This is a genomic window from Nocardia sp. NPDC101769, assembly GCF_044766925.1.
GTDB lineage: Bacteria > Actinomycetota > Actinomycetes > Mycobacteriales > Mycobacteriaceae > Nocardia.
Map to the genome: position 1 here is coordinate 113,284 of NZ_JBIWMX010000014.1, position 20,250 is coordinate 133,533.

The 20,250-nt window shown below is 70.0% G+C and carries 19 protein-coding genes; 16 read left to right on the top strand and 3 right to left on the bottom strand.

Translation table 11 applies throughout. The annotated features are described in order from the left end of the window. Positions 1–7: 7 nt before the first annotated feature. The 5 genes from ACIRRA_RS22470 to ACIRRA_RS22490 all read left to right on the top strand — a co-directional run bounded on the left by ACIRRA_RS22470 (position 8) and on the right by ACIRRA_RS22490 (position 6,155). The gene (locus ACIRRA_RS22470; RefSeq protein WP_402771183.1) at positions 8–658 is read left to right on the top strand and encodes a hypothetical protein; all 651 of its coding nucleotides are present in this window, start codon (positions 8–10) and stop codon (positions 656–658) included. Beyond that, on the top strand, positions 655–1,665 hold the full coding sequence (locus ACIRRA_RS22475) for a nucleotidyl transferase AbiEii/AbiGii toxin family protein (protein ID WP_402771186.1): 1,011 nt from the start codon (positions 655–657) through the stop codon (positions 1,663–1,665). Before ACIRRA_RS22470 ends, ACIRRA_RS22475 begins: the two co-directional genes overlap by 4 nt. A gap of 119 nt (positions 1,666–1,784) precedes the next feature. Then, the gene (locus ACIRRA_RS22480; RefSeq protein ID WP_402771189.1) at positions 1,785–4,862 is read left to right on the top strand and encodes a BTAD domain-containing putative transcriptional regulator; all 3,078 of its coding nucleotides are present in this window, start codon (positions 1,785–1,787) and stop codon (positions 4,860–4,862) included. Between the two features lie 239 nt (positions 4,863–5,101). Continuing rightward, positions 5,102–5,839 (top strand): LpqN/LpqT family lipoprotein, encoded by a 738-nt coding sequence (locus tag ACIRRA_RS22485; RefSeq protein WP_402771192.1) that lies wholly within the window; start codon positions 5,102–5,104, stop codon positions 5,837–5,839. Positions 5,840–5,855: 16 nt separating this feature from the next. Then, complete coding sequence (locus ACIRRA_RS22490; RefSeq protein ID WP_402771195.1) at positions 5,856–6,155, top strand: hypothetical protein; 300 nt, start codon at positions 5,856–5,858, stop codon at positions 6,153–6,155. Between the two features lie 55 nt (positions 6,156–6,210). On the opposite strand, the gene ACIRRA_RS22495 is transcribed toward ACIRRA_RS22490, so the two are convergent. Beyond that, a complete protein-coding gene (locus ACIRRA_RS22495; protein ID WP_402771197.1) occupies positions 6,211–6,915 on the bottom strand; it encodes a hypothetical protein in 705 nt (234 codons plus the stop codon). Between the two features lie 113 nt (positions 6,916–7,028). On the opposite strand from ACIRRA_RS22495, the gene ACIRRA_RS22500 reads away from it, so the two are divergent. The 7 genes from ACIRRA_RS22500 (at position 7,029) to ACIRRA_RS22530 (ending at position 13,917) form a co-directional block, all read left to right on the top strand. After that, on the top strand, positions 7,029–8,066 hold the full coding sequence (locus ACIRRA_RS22500; protein WP_402771200.1) for a FecCD family ABC transporter permease: 1,038 nt from the start codon (positions 7,029–7,031) through the stop codon (positions 8,064–8,066). A 191-nt stretch (positions 8,067–8,257) separates the two neighbouring features. Beyond that, positions 8,258–9,328, top strand: a complete 1,071-nt coding sequence (locus ACIRRA_RS22505) for a FecCD family ABC transporter permease (protein WP_402771203.1) — start codon at positions 8,258–8,260, stop codon at positions 9,326–9,328. After that, positions 9,325–10,152 carry an ABC transporter ATP-binding protein gene (locus ACIRRA_RS22510; RefSeq protein ID WP_402771206.1) on the top strand — a complete coding sequence of 276 codons (828 nt, stop codon included), beginning with the start codon at positions 9,325–9,327 and terminating at the stop codon, positions 10,150–10,152. The genes ACIRRA_RS22505 and ACIRRA_RS22510 overlap by 4 nt, the downstream gene beginning before the upstream one ends. A 78-nt stretch (positions 10,153–10,230) precedes the next feature. Beyond that, entirely contained in the window at positions 10,231–10,632 is a 402-nt protein-coding gene (locus ACIRRA_RS22515; RefSeq protein WP_354831823.1) for a BlaI/MecI/CopY family transcriptional regulator, read from the top strand. Between the two features lie 43 nt (positions 10,633–10,675). Continuing rightward, the gene (locus ACIRRA_RS22520) at positions 10,676–11,617 is read left to right on the top strand and encodes a M48 family metalloprotease (RefSeq protein ID WP_402771210.1); all 942 of its coding nucleotides are present in this window, start codon (positions 10,676–10,678) and stop codon (positions 11,615–11,617) included. After that, on the top strand, positions 11,610–13,319 hold the full coding sequence (locus ACIRRA_RS22525; RefSeq protein WP_402771213.1) for a DEAD/DEAH box helicase: 1,710 nt from the start codon (positions 11,610–11,612) through the stop codon (positions 13,317–13,319). Before ACIRRA_RS22520 ends, ACIRRA_RS22525 begins: the two co-directional genes overlap by 8 nt. A gap of 214 nt (positions 13,320–13,533) precedes the next feature. Then, positions 13,534–13,917 (top strand): hypothetical protein, encoded by a 384-nt coding sequence (locus ACIRRA_RS22530; protein WP_356996430.1) that lies wholly within the window; start codon positions 13,534–13,536, stop codon positions 13,915–13,917. Positions 13,918–13,925: 8 nt separating this feature from the next. Here ACIRRA_RS22530 and ACIRRA_RS22535 read toward each other — a convergent pair whose 3' ends face one another. Beyond that, positions 13,926–14,366: a nuclear transport factor 2 family protein gene (locus ACIRRA_RS22535; protein ID WP_402771216.1), complete on the bottom strand. Its 441-nt coding sequence runs from the start codon at positions 14,364–14,366 to the stop codon at positions 13,926–13,928. 95 nt (positions 14,367–14,461) lie between these two features. Here ACIRRA_RS22535 and ACIRRA_RS22540 point away from each other — a divergent pair, with 95 nt between their 5' ends. The 4 genes from ACIRRA_RS22540 to ACIRRA_RS22555 all read left to right on the top strand — a co-directional run bounded on the left by ACIRRA_RS22540 (position 14,462) and on the right by ACIRRA_RS22555 (position 19,641). Next, on the top strand, positions 14,462–15,898 hold the full coding sequence (locus tag ACIRRA_RS22540; protein ID WP_356996428.1) for a GuaB1 family IMP dehydrogenase-related protein: 1,437 nt from the start codon (positions 14,462–14,464) through the stop codon (positions 15,896–15,898). 338 nt (positions 15,899–16,236) lie between these two features. After that, positions 16,237–17,613 carry a hemolysin family protein gene (locus tag ACIRRA_RS22545; protein WP_402771441.1) on the top strand — a complete coding sequence of 459 codons (1,377 nt, stop codon included), beginning with the start codon at positions 16,237–16,239 and terminating at the stop codon, positions 17,611–17,613. Beyond that, on the top strand, positions 17,606–18,670 hold the full coding sequence (locus ACIRRA_RS22550) for a hemolysin family protein (protein ID WP_402771224.1): 1,065 nt from the start codon (positions 17,606–17,608) through the stop codon (positions 18,668–18,670). Before ACIRRA_RS22545 ends, ACIRRA_RS22550 begins: the two co-directional genes overlap by 8 nt. Next, a complete protein-coding gene (locus tag ACIRRA_RS22555; RefSeq protein WP_402771444.1) occupies positions 18,670–19,641 on the top strand; it encodes a 3-methyladenine DNA glycosylase in 972 nt (323 codons plus the stop codon). Before ACIRRA_RS22550 ends, ACIRRA_RS22555 begins: the two co-directional genes overlap by 1 nt. Here the strand turns inward: ACIRRA_RS22555 and ACIRRA_RS22560 are convergent. Continuing rightward, a complete protein-coding gene (locus tag ACIRRA_RS22560) occupies positions 19,621–20,193 on the bottom strand; it encodes a carboxymuconolactone decarboxylase family protein (protein WP_402771227.1) in 573 nt (190 codons plus the stop codon). The two genes, ACIRRA_RS22555 and ACIRRA_RS22560, sit on opposite strands and share 21 nt — an antisense overlap. Positions 20,194–20,250: the final 57 nt, after the last annotated feature.

Consider the following 20,250-nt stretch of genomic DNA (forward strand, 5'->3'; position numbering starts at 1 on the left):
TGGCGCGGTGACCGCGACCGCTCCCCCGATCTTCGACGGCGACTTCGAAGCCCACCTCACCGTGCGCGCGACCGATGCCGGACGCCTCGAACGGTACGCCGCCGCACACGAATTGAAGTTCGTGCACATCGTGCTGGAACGCGGCCGCGTCATCGATCAGCCGATACTCACCGTCCGCGCCGCGGGACCGCTTCCCGCGGTTGCGGATTCGGTTGCGGCACTCACCGCGCGCCTCGACGCGGCGGGATTCGAGGTGATCCGCACCAAGATCGAGGCGACACCCTGGGCGGCGGGCGTGCCCACCACCGACGACGCGGCCGTCGCACTGGGTGCCGCCTACTACTTCGAGCACCACATCAAACTGCTGCTCACGCCCGGCACCGAGGCGCACGCACTCGCCCGGCTCGCCATCGCCCACACCGCACACCTCTCCGCCAATGCCCGCCGCACCCGCCCCGACGGCCGCACCGAGCGGTTCGTCACCCAACGCTGCCGGCTGGTCGGCAACAGCACCGCGACCGCCCGGCACACCGCCCTGCTGACCGCGCTACAGGCGAACGACTACGAAGTACTGTCCGCCGAACGTGAATTCGTCGTCCTCGACACCGACGAGTCGATCGACGCCGGCTGGATCACCGAGGGAGGGAATCGGCCATGACAACCAACCCGTGGACCGCACTGGGCCCCGGCCCGTGGGAGCCCACCGCCGTCGTCCCGGCCCAGCCGCCGTCCGGAGCGGACCGGGAACTGCGCGACCTGCCCGGCACGCTACTGCCGGTCGCGGGTGACGGCGTCCTGCAGCGGCCGGTCTTCGATCCCGCCATGGCGGCGCATCGCATGGGAATGCGTTTGAGCGAACCGCACTTCGACGATGCGGACCTGGCCGCGGCCTGGTTTGCCGCCCGCCGCGACGCCCTCGACACCGTGCTGGAGGCCATCGCCGATTCCCCCTGGACCGACCACCTGGTATTGCGCGGCAGCGTCCTGCTCGGCGCCTGGTTCGGCGACCTGGCCCGCGAGCCCGGCGACGTGGATTTCATTGTGCTGCCCACCGAGTGGGAGTTCCACAGCGACCTCACCGACAGCATGCTCGCCGATATCGCCGCCCGAGCGGCCGCGTCCGCCGAAGCCTCCGAGTCGATCCGTCTCCGCGTCGGCGAGGCCGTCGATGCCGACATCTGGACCTACGACCGGGTCCCCGGTCGCCGCCTGGTCGTGCCCTGGACCGCCACCGATGCCCGGATCCCCTCGGGCACCGTGCAATTGGACTTCGTGTTCAACGAGCACCTGCCCGAACCGCCGCGCTGGACCGAGATCCCTCGCCTCGGCCGCCCCGGCCCGGCCGCCGCCGTGCTCGCGGCCGGCCCGGAACTGTCGCTGGCGTGGAAACTGCTGTGGCTCACCGACGACCGCTTCCCCGAGGGCAAGGACCTCTACGACGCCGTCCTGCTCGCCGAGCACTGCACGCCGGCGCCGGAACTGCTCCGCGCGGTCACCCCGGACACCCGGTTCATCCAGCTGCCGCACATCGCCCTCGCCGCCGACTGGGCCGAGTTCGCGAAGGACCGCCCGGACCTGGCGGACCAGCAGGAGACCTTCGCCCGGCGGCTGACCGAAGCCCTCGCGCCGGCCTTTCACCCGGGAGATGTCGATGAGGAGCACTGACGGGGATTGCCGCTCATGCGCTGAATTTCCATGACCTGTGGGCGGGGCGCGGCGGGACGTGTTACAAACCAATTCTGCGGTTTTCGCCGTGTCCGCACGTACGAGAGAGACGCATCCGCATGACCGGTCCGGTCGAGTACTCGCTGTTCGGCGCGATCGAGGCGTGCGTCGACGGGGCCCCGGCGGCCCTGGGCGGGCCGAAACAGCGGTGTGTGCTCGCCGTACTGCTGGCCGAGCGCGGCACGGTCGTCAGCGTCGACCGGCTCACCGACGCGCTGTGGCACGACGAGCCGCCCGCCAAAGGGCTGGTATCACTGCGGTCCTATGTCTCCAATCTCCGCAGGTGCCTGACGGCCGCCGGGACCGATGCCCCGGTGACGCGCTTGGAGACCTTGCCGCTCGGCTATCGGCTGACCCTGCTGGGCGAGGATCGGCTCGACCTCGCCACCTTCGAACACCTGGTCGATGAGGGCCGCGCGGCGCTCGGCCGCGACGACGCGGAACTCGGGTTCGACAAGCTGACCACGGCGTTGCGACTGTGGCGCGGCCGGCCTTTCGGCGAATTCGCCGATCACGAGTTCGCCCATGCGGAAGTGCTGCGGTACTCGGTGCTGCGCAGGCTCGCGATCGAGTCCCGATTCGGCGCCGCGCTGCGGCTGGGCGGCGGCAGTGAACTGATACCCGAAATCGAGGCCGCCCTCGCGAACGATCCGGTGCACGAAAAGCTGTGGGGCCATTTGATGCTCGTGCTCTTCCGCACCGGACGCGGACCCGACGCGCTGGGTGCCTTCGAGCGCGCCCGCGACGCGCTCGACCGGGAAGTGGGGGCACCGCCGGGCGACGAGCTGCGCACCCTGTATCGCAAGATCAGCGACAACAGCACTGAGCTGCTGCTCGAAAGACCCTCGCCCGCACCACTTGTCGTGACCGGACCGGACGTCCGCCGACCGGCCCTGGTCGGCCGCGCCGTCGAACTCGAAGCGCTCACCGACTCGGTGACACGCGCCCACGCCGGGTCGGGCGGTCTGATCGTGGTGACCGGGGAGAGCGGAATCGGCAAGACGGCCGTGGCCGACGCGGTGTCCGGCCGCGCCGGGGAGGCCGGTCTGACGGTCGCCTGGGCGGCCCACCCCACCGGTATTCGCGTCCCCCAACTGTGGATATGGATCCAGATCCTGCGCCGCCTGGGCGACGAATTCGGCGAGGCGGGCCGGAACGCGGTGCGCCACAAGGCCCCCGGCGTCATCGACGCGCTGGTGCCCGAGTGGCACACCGGCGCGGCGGCGGCCACGCCCGGGCCCGCCGCGACCGGCTTCCCCCTCTTCGAGGGCATCGTGACCGCCCTGGCCGAGCTGGCCGCCCTGCGCCCGCTGCTGCTGATCATCGACGACCTGCACCTCGCCGACGCCGCCTCCGGCAGCGCCTTGCTCCTGCTGACCGCACGCATCGCCCGCCTGCCCATCCAGATCGTCTGCACCTGGACGTATTTCGGCAGCGGCCGCCCGGTCAACCGGCAGCTGTACGAGAAGCTCACCGGGTCGAGCGAGATCTCGACCGTGCCCCTGCGGGGCGTGGACCGCGATGCGGCCGGCGAGCTGATCGAGCGGCTCACCGGCGCGCCCGCCACCCCGGAACTGTCGCAGCACCTGTGGGCGCATGCCCGCGGAAATCCCTTCTACATCAAGGAATTGGTGCGAGCACTCGCGGCCGGCGAACAACCGGGCGGCCCCGCCGTGCCCGACCTCGACGCCGTCCCCGATGCCATCGCCGCCGCGGTCGGTCGCCGGCTGGCGGTGCTCGGCAAGCCCGGCCGGCGCGCGCTCGCCGCGGCCGCGGTGATCGGCCCGGAGTTCGATGTCGCGACGCTCGCGGGCATCCTCGACTCCCCGGTCCAGTCGGTCCGGGACCGGCTGCGCCCGGCCTACGAAACGGGTCTGCTCGACGAGCACCGGGAACGGCCGGGCGTGTTCTGCTTCAGTCACGGCCTGCTGCGCGACGCGGTGCTGGTGCGGATTCCGGTGGCGGAGCGGACCGCCACGCACGCGGCCATCGCGTCGGATCGCGCTGCCGCGCTGCCGACCTCGCTCTATGAGGAGGCCATCGCCGCCGCCGACCACGCGTGGCGGGCGGGCACCGAGATCAATACCCATGCGGCCCTGGAGATCCACGAGACCGTGATCCAGCGTGCCCTCGCCCGCTCCGCCTACGCGGACATCGTCGCCCTGGTCGAGCACGCGCTGCAGATCTGCCGCCGCCTGCCCGCCAAACCCGAACTGCTGGAACGACAGTCGGCCCTGTGGCTGCACCTGGCCGGGGCCCGCGGCATCCTGCACGGCCAGACCAGCGCCGCGGCCCTGGCCGCCGTGCAACGCGCATTCGAACTCGGGGAGCAGATCGACGGAGGTGACTTCTACGGCGCGGCGGCCATGCGCTGCATGATGCTGTGCGCCCGCGGCCGGCTCGACGAGGCCGAGGTCATCGCCAACGGCCTCCGGGCCCGGTACAGGGCCTCGAACGACCCCGCCGCCGGGGTCGCGAGCCACTTCGTGGACATCATGACCACCGCACTGCGGGGCGACCGGGACGACATGCTGGCCCGCGCCCAGCGCATGCTCGAGACCTTCCCGCCACCGGAGACGGTCAGCGACCCGACACACTTCTTCCATCCCCGGGTGTACTGCTGGATGGGTTTGATGGAGGCGCTGCGCGGCGACCGGGCCGCGGCCGAAGAATGCTGCCGGATGTCGTTGGAGCTGGCCCGGACTCGCGGTGACGTCTTCAATATCCTGGCCGCGCGGCTGACCTTCGTGGAGGTCTACGCGGTGCTGGGCGTCACCGAGGGCACCGCGGGCGCCGCCGCGGCGGTGTACGAGGAACTCAGCGCAGCGGGCGGTGGACAGTGGGCGGCCTGCGCCAAGGTGGTCGAGGTCTGGGCACGCGCACTCACCGGCGACCACACCGATCCGGCCGCCGCCTTCGCGGCGTTCGAGGCCATCACCGAGGACGGCAGCACCGTCATGGCCCCGTTCTTCCTGGCCCTGCTCGCCGATATCGAGACGCGCCACCACCGCACCGCCGAGGCGCTCGGACTGCTCGCCCGAGCACAGGGCATCGCGGACACCACCGGCGAGCACGCGTGGGACCCGCTGCTGTCGGCCCGAATCGCCGGCCTGCGCGGGGTCGCCACGCACGAGTGACACGACCGCGGGGCACGAGTGACGGGACCAGCGAGACCACTTACCCGTTCACTCGCCGGGCATCGTCCCCGTGCAGGCCTTCGCGCATGGCCGCTCCTCGGGTTCCGCTGTATCGGCTCGTCGCCGGCTCTCGCGGACGGTAATCGGCGCGGATTGGAACCGGCATGGACGGCTGTTCCAATCGAATCCCAATCCCGCGTGGCTACCTTTCGACGGCTCGATTCGACAAGGAGGTGCCCATGATGATGGGAAATCGCGGCCTGATCGGGGTCGCCGTGGCGGCATTGGCAGTGAGCGTGGCGCTCACCGGCTGCGGTAGCAAGGACAGCGCGAAGAGCGCCCCGGCGTCCTCGGCGTCGGTGACCTCGAGCGCGGCCAAGCCGACCACATCGGCGAATCCGGCCAGCGGCAAACTCTCCCCGCGCACGCTCGACACCACCGGTGGCTCGAACTACACGATCGCCGACTACATCAAGGACCAGCACATCATCGAAACCCCGGTGCACAACGGCGATCCGGGCGCGCCGGCGATCGGCCTGCCCTTCCCCGACGGCTGGGCCAACGCCGGGGCCGACACCCCCGACTACGCCATCGGCGCGATCGTCTACGACGGCGCGGAGGCGGCGGGGGCGAACTACACCCCGAATATCATTGCGCTGCTGTCGAAACTGCAGGGCACGGTCGATCCGCAGAAGCTGATCACCGACGCCGCCGGAGAGATGAAGAACCTGCCCGGCTTCACCCAGATCGGCGCCGGGTCGGTCACCACCGTCTCCGGATTCCCCGCCTACCGGATCGCGGGAACCTACACGCTGCAGGGCATTCCGGCGGTGTCCGCGCAGGAGACCGTGGTCATTCCGGGTGCGGGCGGCGTCTATTACGTCCTGCAGCTGAACGCCACCAGCAACCAGGACCAGGCCGGCGTGCTGCAGTCGGCCATCGAGACCATCGACCAGCAGATCACCATCACGGTCTGAGGAGCGAGGCCCGACAATGTCTGTCCCGGAATCCGATTCGCTGCCCGGAACACCGGCCGAGTCGCTCCTGCGGATGTTCCTGAGGGCCGCGGGGCTGCCGTTCGTGCTGTCCCAGGCCGCTGACTATCCGATCGGCGTCAAGCAGTTCCTCCAGTTGTGCCTGATCGTGCTCTATCCCGCGTGGCTGGTGCTGATGCTCGCGGTGGCAGTGCTCTACGGCGTGCTGTGGGTTCTGCTCTGGCCCTTGCATTCCCGGCGGCGGCCCGGCTCCACCCAGGCCGCGGACGACGCAGCGGGGCCGGTGTCCGTCTGCTGACCCCGGTCGAGACCGGATCCGGTCTCGACCGGCCGACGCCGGGTGCGGGTCGGACCTACCTGATGCAGGCCCGGCGGACCGGTAGACCGCGGTCCTCGAACGCGGCCAGCATGGCCTGGCCGCGGCGCGAGCCCTCCGAGGAGGAGGTACGCGACAGCGCGGGCACGTAGGTCGCCGCGCCCACAATGGATTCCGCGACCAGGCCCCAGAAGCGGCGCACGCCCAGACCCGCGCAGCGCGCGATCGCCTCCTGGACCAGGGACAGGGCCGGCAGGCAGCGGTGGGCGAGCCAGACGTAGAGCGCCGGCTCACAGGGCAGGGCCACGACACCGTCCTCGCGGGTGAGGAGGTCGCCGTCGATCACGCGGATCGTGGTGTCGGACAGGCCCGCCCAGTCGATGCCGCCGTCGTTGTCGGTGTGGATCCACAGGTTCTCCAGGCCCGGATCCCAGGCCCGGCCCTCGGACACCACCATGGCCATCACCCGTCCGATCACCGCGTGGATCAGCGCCGTGGCCACCACCTCGGCCGCGATGTCGGCATTGCTCATCTCGGCCGCGTGCCGCCGGTACATCACCTCGATCCGGCCCTCGCGGATGCCGTCGGCGAGCCGCCACCAGCGACGTTTGCCCTGTTCGGCCATGGCGGCGACGGCGTAGACGCGCGGGTGTTCGGGTTGCAGGGCGCGCAGGCGGGAACAGGCCGTCCCGAAGGCGAGCCTGGAATCGCGTGGCGTGGACACGGTTACGGGTTCGAGCATCGAACCTCCTCATTCATCGACTATTCGACCAATGCGGGACAACGAGCACGGGAAGATAGGTTAGGCTTACCAGACTTATCGAGCAATGAACGCGTCAGGAGTAGTTCGTCACCGTGCCCGCCGTAGTCACCACCAGACGGCGACGTCTGTCCGGACTTCTCGTTCTCGCCGCCCTGCTGCTGTGTGCCGTCGCGGCCAGCATTGCCCTCGGCTCGCGGAATCTGAGTCTCGAAACCGTGTACGACGCGCTCATTTGCCCTGGCGGACTGCCACTCTCGTGTCCCGCGGACGGCTCGGCCGCTCAGATCGTGCGCGAATTACGCCTTCCGCGAACAGGACTCGCCCTGGTCGCCGGACTCGCGCTCGGCATGGCCGGCGCCCTGATCCAGGGCTACACCCGAAACCCGCTGGCGGACGCCGGATTACTGGGCATCAATGCGGGCGCGGCCTTCCTCGCCGCGCTGAGCATTCACCTGCTCGCCCTCACCACGCCCGCGCAGTACATCTGGTTCGCCTTCGCGGGCGCCCTGCTCGCCGGCCTGGTCGTGTTCGGCGTCTCCTCGCTCGGGGGCGGCCGGGCGAGCCCGCTCAGCCTGGTCCTCGCGGGCGCGGCGGTCACCGCATTCCTCCAGGCCATGACCAATATCGTTGTCCTGCTGGACGGCACGGCCCGCAATACCTACCGCTACTGGGTGGTCGGCGACGTGGCCGGGCACGATGCCTCCACCTTCGGCCAGGTGCTGCCCTTCCTCGCCCTGGGCGCGATCCTCGCTCTGGCGTCCGCCCCCGCCCTGAACCTGCTCGGTCTCGGCGATGATGTCGCCCGCGGTCTCGGCGTGAATGTCACCCGCAGCCGGGCGCTCGGTCTGGCCGCCGTCGTCCTCCTCGCGGGCGCGGCCACCGCCGCCGTCGGACCGATCGCCTTCCTCGGCCTGATCGTCCCCCACCTCGCGCGCGCCCTCACCGGCCCCGATTATCGCTGGCTGCTCCCCTTTTCAGGCTTGCTCGGCGCACTGGTCCTGCTGCTGGCCGACACCGCCGGCCGCCTCATCGCCCGGCCGGGCGAACTCCAGGCCGGTGTCACCCTCGCCGCCCTGGGAGCGCCGTTCTTCATCCTTCTGGTCCGCCGCCGAAAGCTGGTGAGCCTGTGACTCTTCCGACACCTCCCAACGACACCGCAGCCCCTGTGAGCCCTGGCCACCCCACGGCAAACGCCTCCGGAAGCACCGGATCACCCTCCGCCCGGCTCACACCGGCAACACCGCCGATCGCCTCCGATCACCCCGGCACTCCCGGAAGCGCGGAACCATTCGGGAGCGGCGACCGGGCTCACGCTGACGAATTGCGCGCTGTCCGGCCCGCGGTGCGGGTGGGCGGGTTCTCGGCGGTGCTGCGGATCGGTGCGCTACTCACCGTGATCTCGCTGGCGGCCCTGTTGTTCGGGTTGTTCGCGCTGGATATCGCGGTGGGCGAGTTCCGGATTCCGCTCGGGCGAGTGCTGGATGTGCTGGGCGGCGGAGGGACTCGCGCGCAGCGGTTCGTGATCATGGATTCACGGCTGCCCAGGGCGCTGACCGCGATCGCGGTCGGAGCGGCACTGGGACTGGCGGGCGCGGTGACGCAGTCGATTCTGCGCAATCCGCTGGCCAGCCCGGATCTGCTGGGCATCACCTCCGGAGCGAGCTGTGGTGCGGTCGCGGTGCTGGTCGGGATGGGTGGCGTCGGGACGGGCACGGCTGCGGCGCTGGGCGTTTCGGCGGCGGCACTGGCCGGCGGGCTGCTCACCGCCGTGCTGATCTACCTGCTGGCCTGGAGCCGGACCACGAGCGGGGACAGCGGGGTCACGGGATTCCGGTTGGTGCTCATCGGGATCGGCGTGAACGCGGCGCTGCTGTCGGCGGTGAGCTGGCTGCTGACCCGGGCCACGCTCACCGATGCCGCGCAGGCCCAGCAGTGGCTCACCGGATCGCTGAACACCGCGGACTGGTCGACCCTCGTGCCCGCCGCGATCGGCCTGGGCGTCGCGCTGCTCGTCACGGCCGGGTCGGCGCGGACGCTGGCCGCGCTGCGGTTCGGCACCGACACCACGCGCATCCTCGGCGTCCGCATCCAGACCCAGCAGGCGATTCTCATAGCCGCCGCGGTCGCTTGCGCCGCGCTGGCGACCGCGGCGGTGGGCCCGCTCGGGTTCGTCGGGCTGGCCGCACCGCAGATCGCGCGGCGACTGCTGCGGGCCCCCGGGGAACCGGTCATCGCCTCGGCACTGGTCGGAGCCATCGCGGTGGTCGGGGCGGACCTGCTCGCGCGCACCGCCTTTCCCGTCTCACTGCCGGTCGGCGTGGTCACCGCGGCCGTCGGCGGACCGTTCCTGCTCTACCTGCTCGTTCGCACCAACCGGAAGGCGACACCGTGACTCTCGCTGCGGAAGACATCACCCTCGGCTACGGCGATCGGGTCATCGTCGACGGGCTCTCGGTGCGGATCGAGCCCGGGCTGATCACCACCGTCATCGGCCCCAACGGCTGCGGCAAGTCGACGCTGCTGCGCTCCCTGGGCCGGTTGCTGCGGCCCCGGTCCGGCCGGGTCCTGCTGGACGGCAAGGCCATCTCCACCATGAAGACCAAGGACATCGCGCGCATCGTCGGCATGCTGCCCCAGACGCCGGTCGCGCCCGAGGGCCTGACCGTCGCGGATCTGGTTGCCCGCGGCCGTCATCCGCATCAGTCCTGGCTGCGGCAGTGGTCGGCCGACGACGAGGCCGAGGTGACCGCCGCGCTGGAACAGACCGGCATCGGGGACCTGGCGGGCCGCACCCTCGACGAGCTCTCCGGCGGCCAGCGCCAGCGCGCCTGGATCTCCATGGCGCTGGCCCAGGGCACCGACATCCTGCTGCTCGACGAGCCGACCACCTACCTCGACCTCGCCCATTCGCTCGAGGTCCTCGACCTGGTCGATCGCCTGCACGACGATCTCGGCCGCACCGTCGTCATGGTCCTGCACGATCTGAATCTGGCCATCCGCTACAGCGACCGCCTCATCGTCATGCACGCCGGCCGCATCGTCGCCCAGGGCGTCCCCGCCGACATCATCGACGCCGAACTGCTGCGCGAGGTTTTCGGCCTGCGCGCCGAGGTGCTCGAGGACCCGGTGTCGGGGCGGCCGATGATCGTGCCGATCGGCGACCGGCACGTGCGCGACTCCCGATCCGGAGGCATGCCGGCGGACGCCGGGGTATGAGCAATACCACACCAGCAACTCGCCGGTTACGACGGGCTGTAGTACGCATTCCTGTCGTTGTCTCCGTAAACTTGTGGGATGGCAGGTCTTGGTGAACTCGAGAAAGCGGTCATGGACCAGTTGTGGTCGGCCGACGAACCGCAAACGGTCCGGCAGGTCCATGAAGCCCTCGCTGAGCGTCGTGAACTCGCGTACACCACGGTGATGACCGTTCTGCAACGCTTGGCGAAGAAGAATCTAGTGGTCCAGCAGCGCGACGACCGCGCACACCGGTACGCGCCGGTGCACACTCGCGACGAACTCGTCGCCAGCCTCATGGTCGACGCGCTGCAGCAGGCGGACGAGGTCGGCAGCCGGCGCGCCGCGCTCGTGCACTTCGTCGAACAGGTCGGTGCGGACGAGGCTGCCGCATTGCGCGACGCACTCGCTAAGCTCGAAGCCACCGAGGTGGCGCGCAAGGACAAACCCGAGTCCAAATAGCCGTAGCCTCGGCCCGAGCCCCACAACGCAGTGAGCTGAGGACATGGACTGGACAGCGCCGGTTTTCGCCGGTCTCGCCCTGTTGTTGGCGGGACCGGTTCCAGCGCTGCTCAGCCGGGCGACCTGGCCCTATCGCAGTCCCCGTGCCGCGCTGGTGCTGTGGCAGGCGATCGCGCTGGCCGCGGTGCTGAGCGCCTTCGGCTCCGGACTCGCCATCGCCTCCCGGCTCCTCGTCCCGGGCGGCGACGGCCGTCCGACCACCACGCCCAGCAAGGAGATCGACGCCCTCGGTCTGCCGCTGTGGCTGGCCCTGGTCCTGGTGTTCGCGCTCACCCTGCTCGTCGGGGCACGGCTGATCTGGTCGGTGATCCGGGTCGGCATCCACACCCGCCGCCGCCGTGCCCGCCACCGCATGCTGGTCGACCTGCTGGATCAGTCCGGCGTGCACCGGAAATCGGCCGACATCCGAGTACTGGCCGCTACCGAGCCCATCGCCTACTGCCTGCCCGGTCTGCGGCGGCGCGTGGTTCTCAGCCAGGGCACCGTCACCAACCTGTCCGACGAGGAACTCACCGCCATCGTCAGCCACGAACGCTCGCACCTGCGCGCCCGCCACGATCTGGTGCTCGAGGCCTTCACCGCCGCGCACGAGGCGTTCCCCCGGGTGGTCCGCTCCAAATCCGCGCTGGACTCGGTGAAGCTGCTCATCGAACTGCTCGCCGACGACTCCGCGGTCAAGGTCACCGGTCCCACTCCCCTGGCACGCGCCCTGGTGGCCTGCTCCAATTCCCCAGCCCCGCAGGGCGCCATGGCCGTCGGCGGCCCGACCACCCTGATCCGGATCCAGCGCCTGGCCGGACCCATCGGCGATCTCCGCATCGCCGTCGCCGCCTACGTGGCCGCCGCCGCGATCCTGGTCGTCCCGACCCTCGCCGTCGCGATCCCCTGGCTGGTCGAACTCAGCCGCCTGGTCAGCCGTGCCTGATCCCCGCCTGCCCGCCCCCGAATCCGGCTCGGGCGCGCCGCAATCCGCCATGTCCGCGGCCCATTCCGGCCCGGGCGAGAGCCTTTCGCCATCGCCCGCGACCAGCGGCGACCCCGCGCCCACTCCGACTTCGACACCCACTTCAGCCCGGGAGGAAACCATCGCCACCGACTCGTCACCCGCAGCCGAGGCTCCGCCGACCGACAGGGTGGCCGAAGCCCGACGCCGGACCGGCGCCCGCGAGAGCGGGCGGGACCAGCGCGACCCGGCCGGGACCACGAGCCCGGTGGACGACCGCGCCGGGGCCGGTTCCGAGGGCGGCGAGGTGCGGTTCGCGGATCTGGGATTGCCGCCGGTGCTCGTGCAGGCGCTGCGGCGAGGCGGGATCGATAAGCCGTTTCCCATTCAGGCAGCGGTGATTCCGGACATTCTGGATGGGCGGGACGTGCTGGGCCGGGCGGCGACGGGTTCGGGGAAGACGCTCGCGTTCGGGCTGCCGATGCTGGTGCGGCTGTTCGGTGCGCCGAGTGCGCCGCGGCGGCCGCGGGGGCTGATTCTGGCCCCGACCCGGGAGCTGGCGATTCAGATCGAGAGCGCGCTGGACGAGCCCGCGCTGTCATTGGGGTTGCGGCTGGCCACGGCGGTCGGCGGGTTGCCGATCAAGAAGCAGGAGGAGCGGCTGGCGCGCGGGGTTGATGTCGTCATCGCGACGCCGGGGCGGTTGACCGATCTGCTCGGGCGGAAAGCGGTGCAGCTGGGCGACATTCGGGTCGTCACGGTCGACGAGGCCGACCACATGGCCGAGCTGGGCTTCCTGCCGCAGCTGACGGCGCTGCTCAACAAGGTGCCGGGCGAGGCGCAGCAACTGCTGTTCTCGGCGACCCTCGACGAGACGGTCGACGGACTCGTGCGGAAGTACCTGCGGGAACCGGCGACCCATGCGATCGGCGCCGTTCCGGCCGCGACGGTGCCGGAGCCGGTGGACGCCACGGTGTCAGGCGCGGATTCGGGCGGCGAGCTCGGGAGCATTGCGGCCGGACCCGATATCGCGCACTACGCCCTGCATGTGCGGCGGTCCGACAAGCGGGCGGTGGTCAGCGAGATCGCCGCGCGGCAAGGCCGGACGCTGCTGTTCGTGCGCACCCAGCACGGTGCCGACAAGCTGGCGCGCAAGCTGCGCGAGATCGGGATCGGCGCGGTCGCGCTGCACGGCGGCAAGGCGCAGAACCAGCGCAATCGCATGCTCGCGGCATTCGCGGACGGAACCGCGCCCGTGCTGGTCGCCACCGATGTGGCCGCCCGCGGGCTGCACATCGACGATGTCTCGCTGGTCGTGCACGTGGATCCGCCCGCGGATCCCAAGGACTATCTGCACCGGACCGGGCGAACCGCGCGGGCGGGCGCGTCGGGCACGGTCGTCACCATCGTCACCCCGGACGACCGGGAGGAGGCCGCGCGGCTGGCGGAGCGGGCCTCGGTGACGCTCACCGACGTGGAAGTGCGGCCCGGCGATCGGCGGCTGCTCGAGATCACGGGGGCGCGTCGGCCGAGCGGCCGACCGGTGCCGGACCCTTCGGCGCCGCCCGCGCCCGCGGCGGAGGCTCCGCGCGAGCAGCCGCGGTTCCGGCAGCGGCCGAAGGGTGAGAGCCGGCCGCACAACAAGAAGCGCAAGCCGGGCGTGGCGCGGCGTTCGTCCCGCTGACGCCAACACGTTTGGATGTTCCTACGACACGCGCGTGAAATCGCGCGAGTTTCCCGGCAAATCGGACGAGATTGAGATAACTCCGAGCCCGAAACGAGCCGGAGCAATCTTTTAGCAAACGAACTCGGGTGGCTCGGTATCGGGAGCGGACAGCCTCCGCGTCATTCCCCGCAGGGAATCGCGAACTCGCCGCCGAGCGGTGAGCATGTGAGTCATGAGCGAACGAAAGAACCTGCGCTACACCGTCATCGAATCCACGAACGAGGGTGGTTCGAAGTTCACCGACGCCGAAATCCCTTTGACCGAGCGGACTCTGGCGGTCGGAGTGCCCGCCATGGCCGTCGGCGGCATGCCCTCGACCGCGGGTGTGTCCTACCTGCGCAGCGCGGGCTTCGACAGTGAGCCGCATCCGGCCCCGGCCCGGCAATGGGTGGTCATGCTGCGCGGCGCGATCGAGGTGACCACCTCCGACGGTGAGCGCCGGCGGTTCGCACCGGGTGATCTGGTGCTGGCCGCCGACACCGGGGGATGCGGTCACACGACCGTCGCGGTGGGCGAACCGCCCTTCGAGGCGCTGTTCATCCCCACCGCGTCCTGAGCCGAGGCTCAGAGCAGGTCGGCGTTGCCGTCGATGGTCTTCAGCTTGTATTCGAAACGGTCGATGCGCCAGCCCTTTTCGGTGCGCTGCAGGCCGAGGACGTAGCTGCCGACGAACCATCGGGTGGTGCCGCCCGCGGCGTCGTTCTTCACGTGCACGGCGATGGCGTCGGCGTGGGCCAGCGCCGTGTCGCCGGTGATCTCGACGAGGTGATTGCCGGCCTGGTGCTGGACCGCGTCCAGCGCACCCAGGCCGGTGGCCCAGGCATCGGCGATGTCGGCGCCGGACCGCGGGCCGACGGGTCCGCCGAAGCCGTTGTCGAAGAACACCTCCTCCGCGAACACCGACTCGCGCAGGTCGGCCCAGCGGGCCTGGTCGCAGTAGACGAAGAGTTTCGTGATGGTGTCGCTGACATCCAGTCGATCGGCGAGCGCCGCAAGGTCGGTCACGGACGCCAACCTAGGAGACGTCGCTGGCACCCGCCTGGCATTTTCCCCGCCTGATCGCACCGCGAACTCTCAGCATTCAGCTACCATGGTCCAACGTGCAGTTTCTTCCCGGGCAGACTCCGCCCTACGACCTGACCTACGACGACGTCTTCCTCGTCCCCCGCCGGACGGATGTGGCGTCCCGGTTCGATGTCGATCTCTCCACCACCGATGGGACCGGCACGACCATTCCGCTCGTGGTCGCCAATATGACAGCCGTCGCCGGCCGCCGCATGGCCGAGACCGTCGCCCGCCGGGGCGGCATCGTGGTACTGCCGCAGGATCTTCCGATCCCCGCGGCCTCCGACACCATCGCCTTCGTCAAGAGCCGCTCCCTCACCGCCGACACCCCCGTGGTGCTCGATCCTGACCAGTCGGTGTCCGATGCGCTGGCCCTCATCCACAAGCGCGCCCACGGCGCGGTCGTGGTGGTCGAGAACGGCAAGCCGGTCGGAGTGGTCACCGAGGGCGCCTGCGCAGACGTGGACCGCTTCGCCCGCCTGAGCGTGGTCGCCGACGCCAATTTCGTCAGCGCCCCGGCCGACTCCTCGCCGCGCGACATCTTCGATCTGCTCGAGGCCAAGCACGCCCACCTGGCCGTGCTGGTCAATGCCGACGGCACCCTCGCGGGCGTGATGACCCGCACCGGCGCCATCCGCACCGGCATCTACACCCCGGCCACCGACGCCAATGGCCGGCTGCGCATCGCGGCCGCCGTCGGCATCAACGGCGACATCCCGGCCAAGGCCAAGGCCCTGGTCGACGCGGGCGCCGACGTCCTGGTCATGGACACCGCGCACGGCCACCAGCAGAAGATGCTGGAGGCGCTGGCCTCGGTGGCCGCACTGGATCTGGGCGTGCCGCTGGTCGCGGGCAATGTGGTCTCCGCCGACGGCACCCGCGATCTGATCGCGGCCGGCGCGGACATCATCAAGGTCGGTGTGGGCCCCGGCGCCATGTGCACCACCCGCATGATGACCGGCGTGGGCCGCCCGCAGTTCTCGGCCGTGGCCGAATGTGCCGCGGCCGCCAAGGAATTCGGCAAGCACGTGTGGGCCGATGGCGGCGTTCGCCACCCGCGCGACGTGGCCCTGGCCCTCGCGGCCGGCGCGGCCAACGTGATGATCGGCTCGTGGTTCGCGGGCACCTACGAGTCGCCCGGCGACCTGCGCGTCGACCGCGACGGCAACCGGTACAAGGAGTCCTTCGGCATGGCCTCCAAGCGTGCCGTGGCCGCCCGCACCGCCACCGACTCGGCGTTCGACCGCGCCCGCAAGGCACTGTTCGAGGAGGGCATCTCCTCCTCGCGCATGCGCCTCGATCCCGAGCGCCCGGGCGTGGAGGACCTGATCGACCACATCACCTCCGGTGTGCGCAGCTCCTGCACCTACGCCGGCGCCCGCACCATCGGCGAGTTCCACGAGCGCGCCATGCTGGGCGTGCAGTCGGCCGCCGGTTTCGCCGAGGGCCGGCCGCTGCCCTCCGGTTGGTGATCACCACCGGTTGGTACTGCACAACCCGAACCCGGTGGGTCCCTCTGGGATCCGCCGGGTTTCGCGTATGCGGGGCCCGGCCCGGCGGCGATGCGAGGCCGCCGCCGGATGTGATATGGCCCCGCTGTGCGGAAGCCGTGGAAGAGGCCCGGTACCATGGCCTCACCGGACCCAAGAAATGGGTATCCGTGGCGTATCTCCGCCAGCAACCCCTGCGAAAGGAACCAGTTGTCACCCGCGTCCAAGGGCGCTTCACAGGAGGGCTCCTCTACCGAGCCGGGTGACGAACCCGGCTTCCCCGCAATACCGGCTTCGGAAACGGCCAGGTGGTGCTGACCGTGTCGGTCCTGCTCACCGTTCTCAGTCTGCTCGGATTCATCGCTCTGACCGCCGGCACGGCACTGTTCGTCGCCGCCGAATTCTCGCTCACCGCTCTGGAACGCTCCACCGTGGAGGCGCACGCCCGCGACGGCGACCGCCGGGCCCGGCAGGTGCGGCAGGCGCATCACACGCTCTCCTTCCAGTTGTCGGGCGCCCAGCTGGGCATCACCATCACCACGCTGATCACCGGTTATATCGCCGAGCCCGTGCTGGCGCGGCTGCTGGAGCCGATGTTCCGCTCGTTCGGGGTGAGCGCCGGTACCGCACAGGGCATTTCGCTGGCGCTGGCACTGCTCATCGCGACCTCGCTGTCCATGGTCTACGGCGAGCTGGTGCCCAAGAACATCGCCATCGCCAATCCGCTGTCCATGGCCCGGCTGACGGCCGGGCCGATGATCGCGTTCTCCACCGTGTTCAAGTGGATGATCAATTTCCTGAACGGGGCCGCCAACTGGGCGGTACGTCGGCTGGGCGTGGAGCCCGCGGAAGAACTCCGTTCGGCGCGTTCGCCGCAGGAATTGGGTTCGCTGGTGCGGACTTCCGCCCTGCACGGGGTGCTGGATCAGCGCACCGCGCAGGTGGTGGATCGCTCGCTGCAGTTCGGTGAGCGCACCGCGGAGGAGCTGATGACGCCGCGGATGAGGATCGAATCCCTCGATCAGGACTGCACTCTCGCCGATCTGGTCGACGCCGCCCGCGAGACCGGCTACTCCCGGTTCCCGGTCATCGACGGCGATCTGGACAACACCCTGGGCTTCGTGCACGTGAAGCAGACCTTCGTGTACCCGGCGAAGGATCGCCGCAGCACCAAGCTGAAGACGATCGCCCAGCCGGTGCCGATCGTGCCTGCCAGCCTCGACGGTGACGAGGTGCTCGAGCGGGTGCGTCGGGACGGCATGCAGGTGGCGCTGGTGGTCGACGAGTACGGCGGCACCGCCGGCATCGTCACCATGGAGGACCTGATCGAGGAGATCCTCGGCGACGTGCGCGACGAGCACGACGAGGAGGAACTCGATGTGCGCCGCACCCCGAACGGCTGGAACTGCTCGGGCCTGCTGCGCACCGACGAGGTCTCCCGCACCACCGGTTACGACGCACCCGAGGGTGAGTACGAAACCATCGGCGGCCTGGTGCTGACCCGGCTGGGCCGGATCCCCGAGACCGGCGACGAGGTGCTGCTGCCGCAGCCCGGCAACCACCAGCTGGAGCAGCCGCACACCAAGGGCGGCTGGATCGCCCGCGTGGAGCGGATGGACGGCCGGCGCATCGACCGCGTCCTGATCCGGCCCGTCGACGCCGAGACCCTCGCGACCTGGGAGCACAGCCATGGGTGACCTGTACGCCGTCCTGCTCACGCTGGTGCTGCTGCTGGGCAACGCGTTCTTCGTGGGCGCGGAGTTCGCGCTCATCTCCGCGCGCCGCGACCGGCTGGAAGCGCTTGCGGCGCAGGGCAAGCGGAGTGCCAACACGGTCATCCAGGCGGGTCAGAACCTGTCGATGATGCTGGCAGCCGCGCAGCTGGGCATCACGATCTGCTCGATCCTGCTGGGTCGCGTGGGAGAGCCGGCGGTGGCGCATCTGCTGGAGAAGCCGTTCGATCTCGTGGGTGTGCCGAATTCGCTGCTGCATCCGATCTCGTTCGCGCTGGCGCTGACCATCGTGGTGATCCTGCACATTCTGCTGGGCGAGATGATTCCGAAGAACATCGCTCTCGCCGGGCCGGAACGGTCGGCGCTGCTGCTGGTTCCACTGCATCTGATGTGGCTGCGGCTGGCGAAGCCGTTGATCGCGATCTACAACTTCGCGGCCAATATCACCTTGCGCGCCCTGCGGATCGAACCGAAGGACGAGCTGGATTCCACGGTGTCGTCGGTGGAGCTGGCGGAGATGTTCGGGGAGTCGCGTTCGGTGGGCCTGCTGGACGAGGAAGAGCATCGCCGCCTCACCCAGGCGCTGGGCTCGAGCGACCGGATCGTGGCCGATGTGATGGTGACGCTGGCCAAGACCCGCTCGGTGCCGCTGCGCGGGGACGGGACCACGCTGGGCGATATCGAATCCGCCGTCGCCGAGACGGGCTTCTCCCGGTACCCGGTGCGCGCGGGCGACGGTTCCCTGGTCGGCTACCTGCATGTCAAGGACGTGCTCGATCTGACCGCCGACGACAGTGCGGGCCCGGGCACCCCCATCCCCCGCACCGATATCCGCCCGCTGCCCACCGTCAGCATGGGAACCACCCTGTTCGAGGCGCTGGCCCGCCTGCGCCGCACCAACTCGCATCTGGGCCGCGTGGTCGACAGCCGCGGCAATACGGTCGGCATCGTGGCCCTGGAAGACCTGGTGGAGGAGTTCGTCGGCACGGTCCGCGACGCCACCCACCGCCTCGCCGAATGATGAACGCGCGCACCGATTCCACCGTGTCGCCCGGACCCGAATGGCTGTCCGGCCCCGCTTGGCGGGGCCGGGCGGCCGCCCACCGCGACCGCGTCGACGCCCTGGTCGGCCCGTATCTCGAACGCCGAGCGGCCGGTTCGAAGCACCCGGTGATCGACTTCCTGTTCACGTACTACGGCCACAAGCCCGCCCAGCTCCGAAAGTGGCATCCGGGCTTCGGCGTTGCGCTCGCCGACGCCGACGACTACGCGGGTTCCCGCGGCTACCACCAGATCTCGGCCACCGACCCCGCCGGTGCCCCGACCTCCGGCTGGACCGCCGACCCCGCGTTCCTCGAAAAGCGCCGCGACACCCTCGAATTCGTCGCTCGGCTCCTCGCGGCCACCGCCACCCGCTCCGCCCAGCTCTCCTGCTTCGGGCTGCACGAGTGGGCGATGGTCTACCGCACCGACGACGTCCGCCACCAACAGGTCCCCCTTCGTCTGGGCCACCAGGGCACCGACACCGTCGTCGAGTCGATGCAACTGCGCTGCACCCACTTCGACGCCTTCCGCTTCTTCACCCCCGAAGCCGCTCCGCGCAACATCGAACCCCTGACCCGCGAATCGCAGATAGACCGCGAGCAACCGGGTTGCCTCCACGCCAACATGGACATCTACAAGTGGGGCTTCAAACTGACACCCTTGATCTCGTCCGACCTACTGTTCGACGCCTTCGAGCTGGCCTGCGCCGCCCGAGAACTCGACATGAAGGCCAGCCCCTACGACCTCCTCGACTACGGCTACACCCCCATCCGCATCGAAACCCCCGCCGGCCGAGCCGAATACGTCCGCGCCCAGGCCGACATCGCGGCCCGCGCCGAACTCCTCCGCACCCGCCTCCTCGACGCCTGCCGAGAACTGCTGACCGGGGTGATCGAGCCCCCGTCGGGAAGCGGAACGGCGGTGGGTCTATCCCGCGGTCGCCAGTAGATCGGCGAAGTTCGGCGTACCGGGCTCGTTCGGCAATCTGGTCACACGCGCGACGAAGCTGATCGCGTGGTACCAGCCGCAGAGGAGCACGAGATCCAGCAACTGCTGCTCATCGAATTCCTTCGCCAGTGCGCCCCACAGACCGTCATCGATATCGCACTCGTCGTGCAAGGAGTCGACCGCGCGGATCAGTAGACGTTCGGATTCCACTGTCCAGCAAGGATCGTCGGCCTCACCGTGGGTGAGCGAGATCTGCTGTTCCGGGGTGAGCCCGGCACGCCCCGCGAAAACCGCGAGGTGCACACCCCACTCGTATTCACAACCGCAGCGCGCGGTGGTCCGGTCGACGACGATCTCACGTTCGCGAAGGCTCAGTGACAGCTCCCTGCTCAGCTCATAGCCTCCCCAGCCATGCATCGCGGTGGCCATGGGCAGGTTCTTGACGAAAAGCCGGAACAGGCCGATCGGGGCCGCGCCGCCGGGCATCATTCGGGCCAGCAGTGCGCCGGTTCCCTCGGCGTACGGCGGCTCGAGAGGTTCGATTCTGGACATCCCAACTCCCATGTTTCGAAAATAGAAACATCTACGGATGCTAGTGTTTCGATATTC

Bases quoted from the DNA above. Each gene is read 5' to 3' on its own strand.
- ACIRRA_RS22475 (WP_402771186.1), top strand. From the start codon at position 655: ATGACAACCAACCCGTGGACCGCACTGGGCCCCGGCCCGTGGGAGCCC.
- ACIRRA_RS22495 (WP_402771197.1), bottom strand. From the start codon at position 6,915: ATGCTCGAACCCGTAACCGTGTCCACGCCACGCGATTCCAGGCTCGCC.
- ACIRRA_RS22520 (WP_402771210.1), top strand. From the start codon at position 10,676: ATGGACTGGACAGCGCCGGTTTTCGCCGGTCTCGCCCTGTTGTTGGCG.
- ACIRRA_RS22560 (WP_402771227.1), bottom strand. From the start codon at position 20,193: ATGTCCAGAATCGAACCTCTCGAGCCGCCGTACGCCGAGGGAACCGGC.
- ACIRRA_RS22490 (WP_402771195.1), top strand. From the start codon at position 5,856: ATGTCTGTCCCGGAATCCGATTCGCTGCCCGGAACACCGGCCGAGTCG.
- ACIRRA_RS22555 (WP_402771444.1), top strand. From the start codon at position 18,670: ATGAACGCGCGCACCGATTCCACCGTGTCGCCCGGACCCGAATGGCTG.
- ACIRRA_RS22515 (WP_354831823.1), top strand. From the start codon at position 10,231: ATGGCAGGTCTTGGTGAACTCGAGAAAGCGGTCATGGACCAGTTGTGG.
- ACIRRA_RS22480 (WP_402771189.1), top strand. From the start codon at position 1,785: ATGACCGGTCCGGTCGAGTACTCGCTGTTCGGCGCGATCGAGGCGTGC.
- ACIRRA_RS22550 (WP_402771224.1), top strand. From the start codon at position 17,606: ATGGGTGACCTGTACGCCGTCCTGCTCACGCTGGTGCTGCTGCTGGGC.
- ACIRRA_RS22485 (WP_402771192.1), top strand. From the start codon at position 5,102: ATGATGATGGGAAATCGCGGCCTGATCGGGGTCGCCGTGGCGGCATTG.
- ACIRRA_RS22530 (WP_356996430.1), top strand. From the start codon at position 13,534: ATGAGCGAACGAAAGAACCTGCGCTACACCGTCATCGAATCCACGAAC.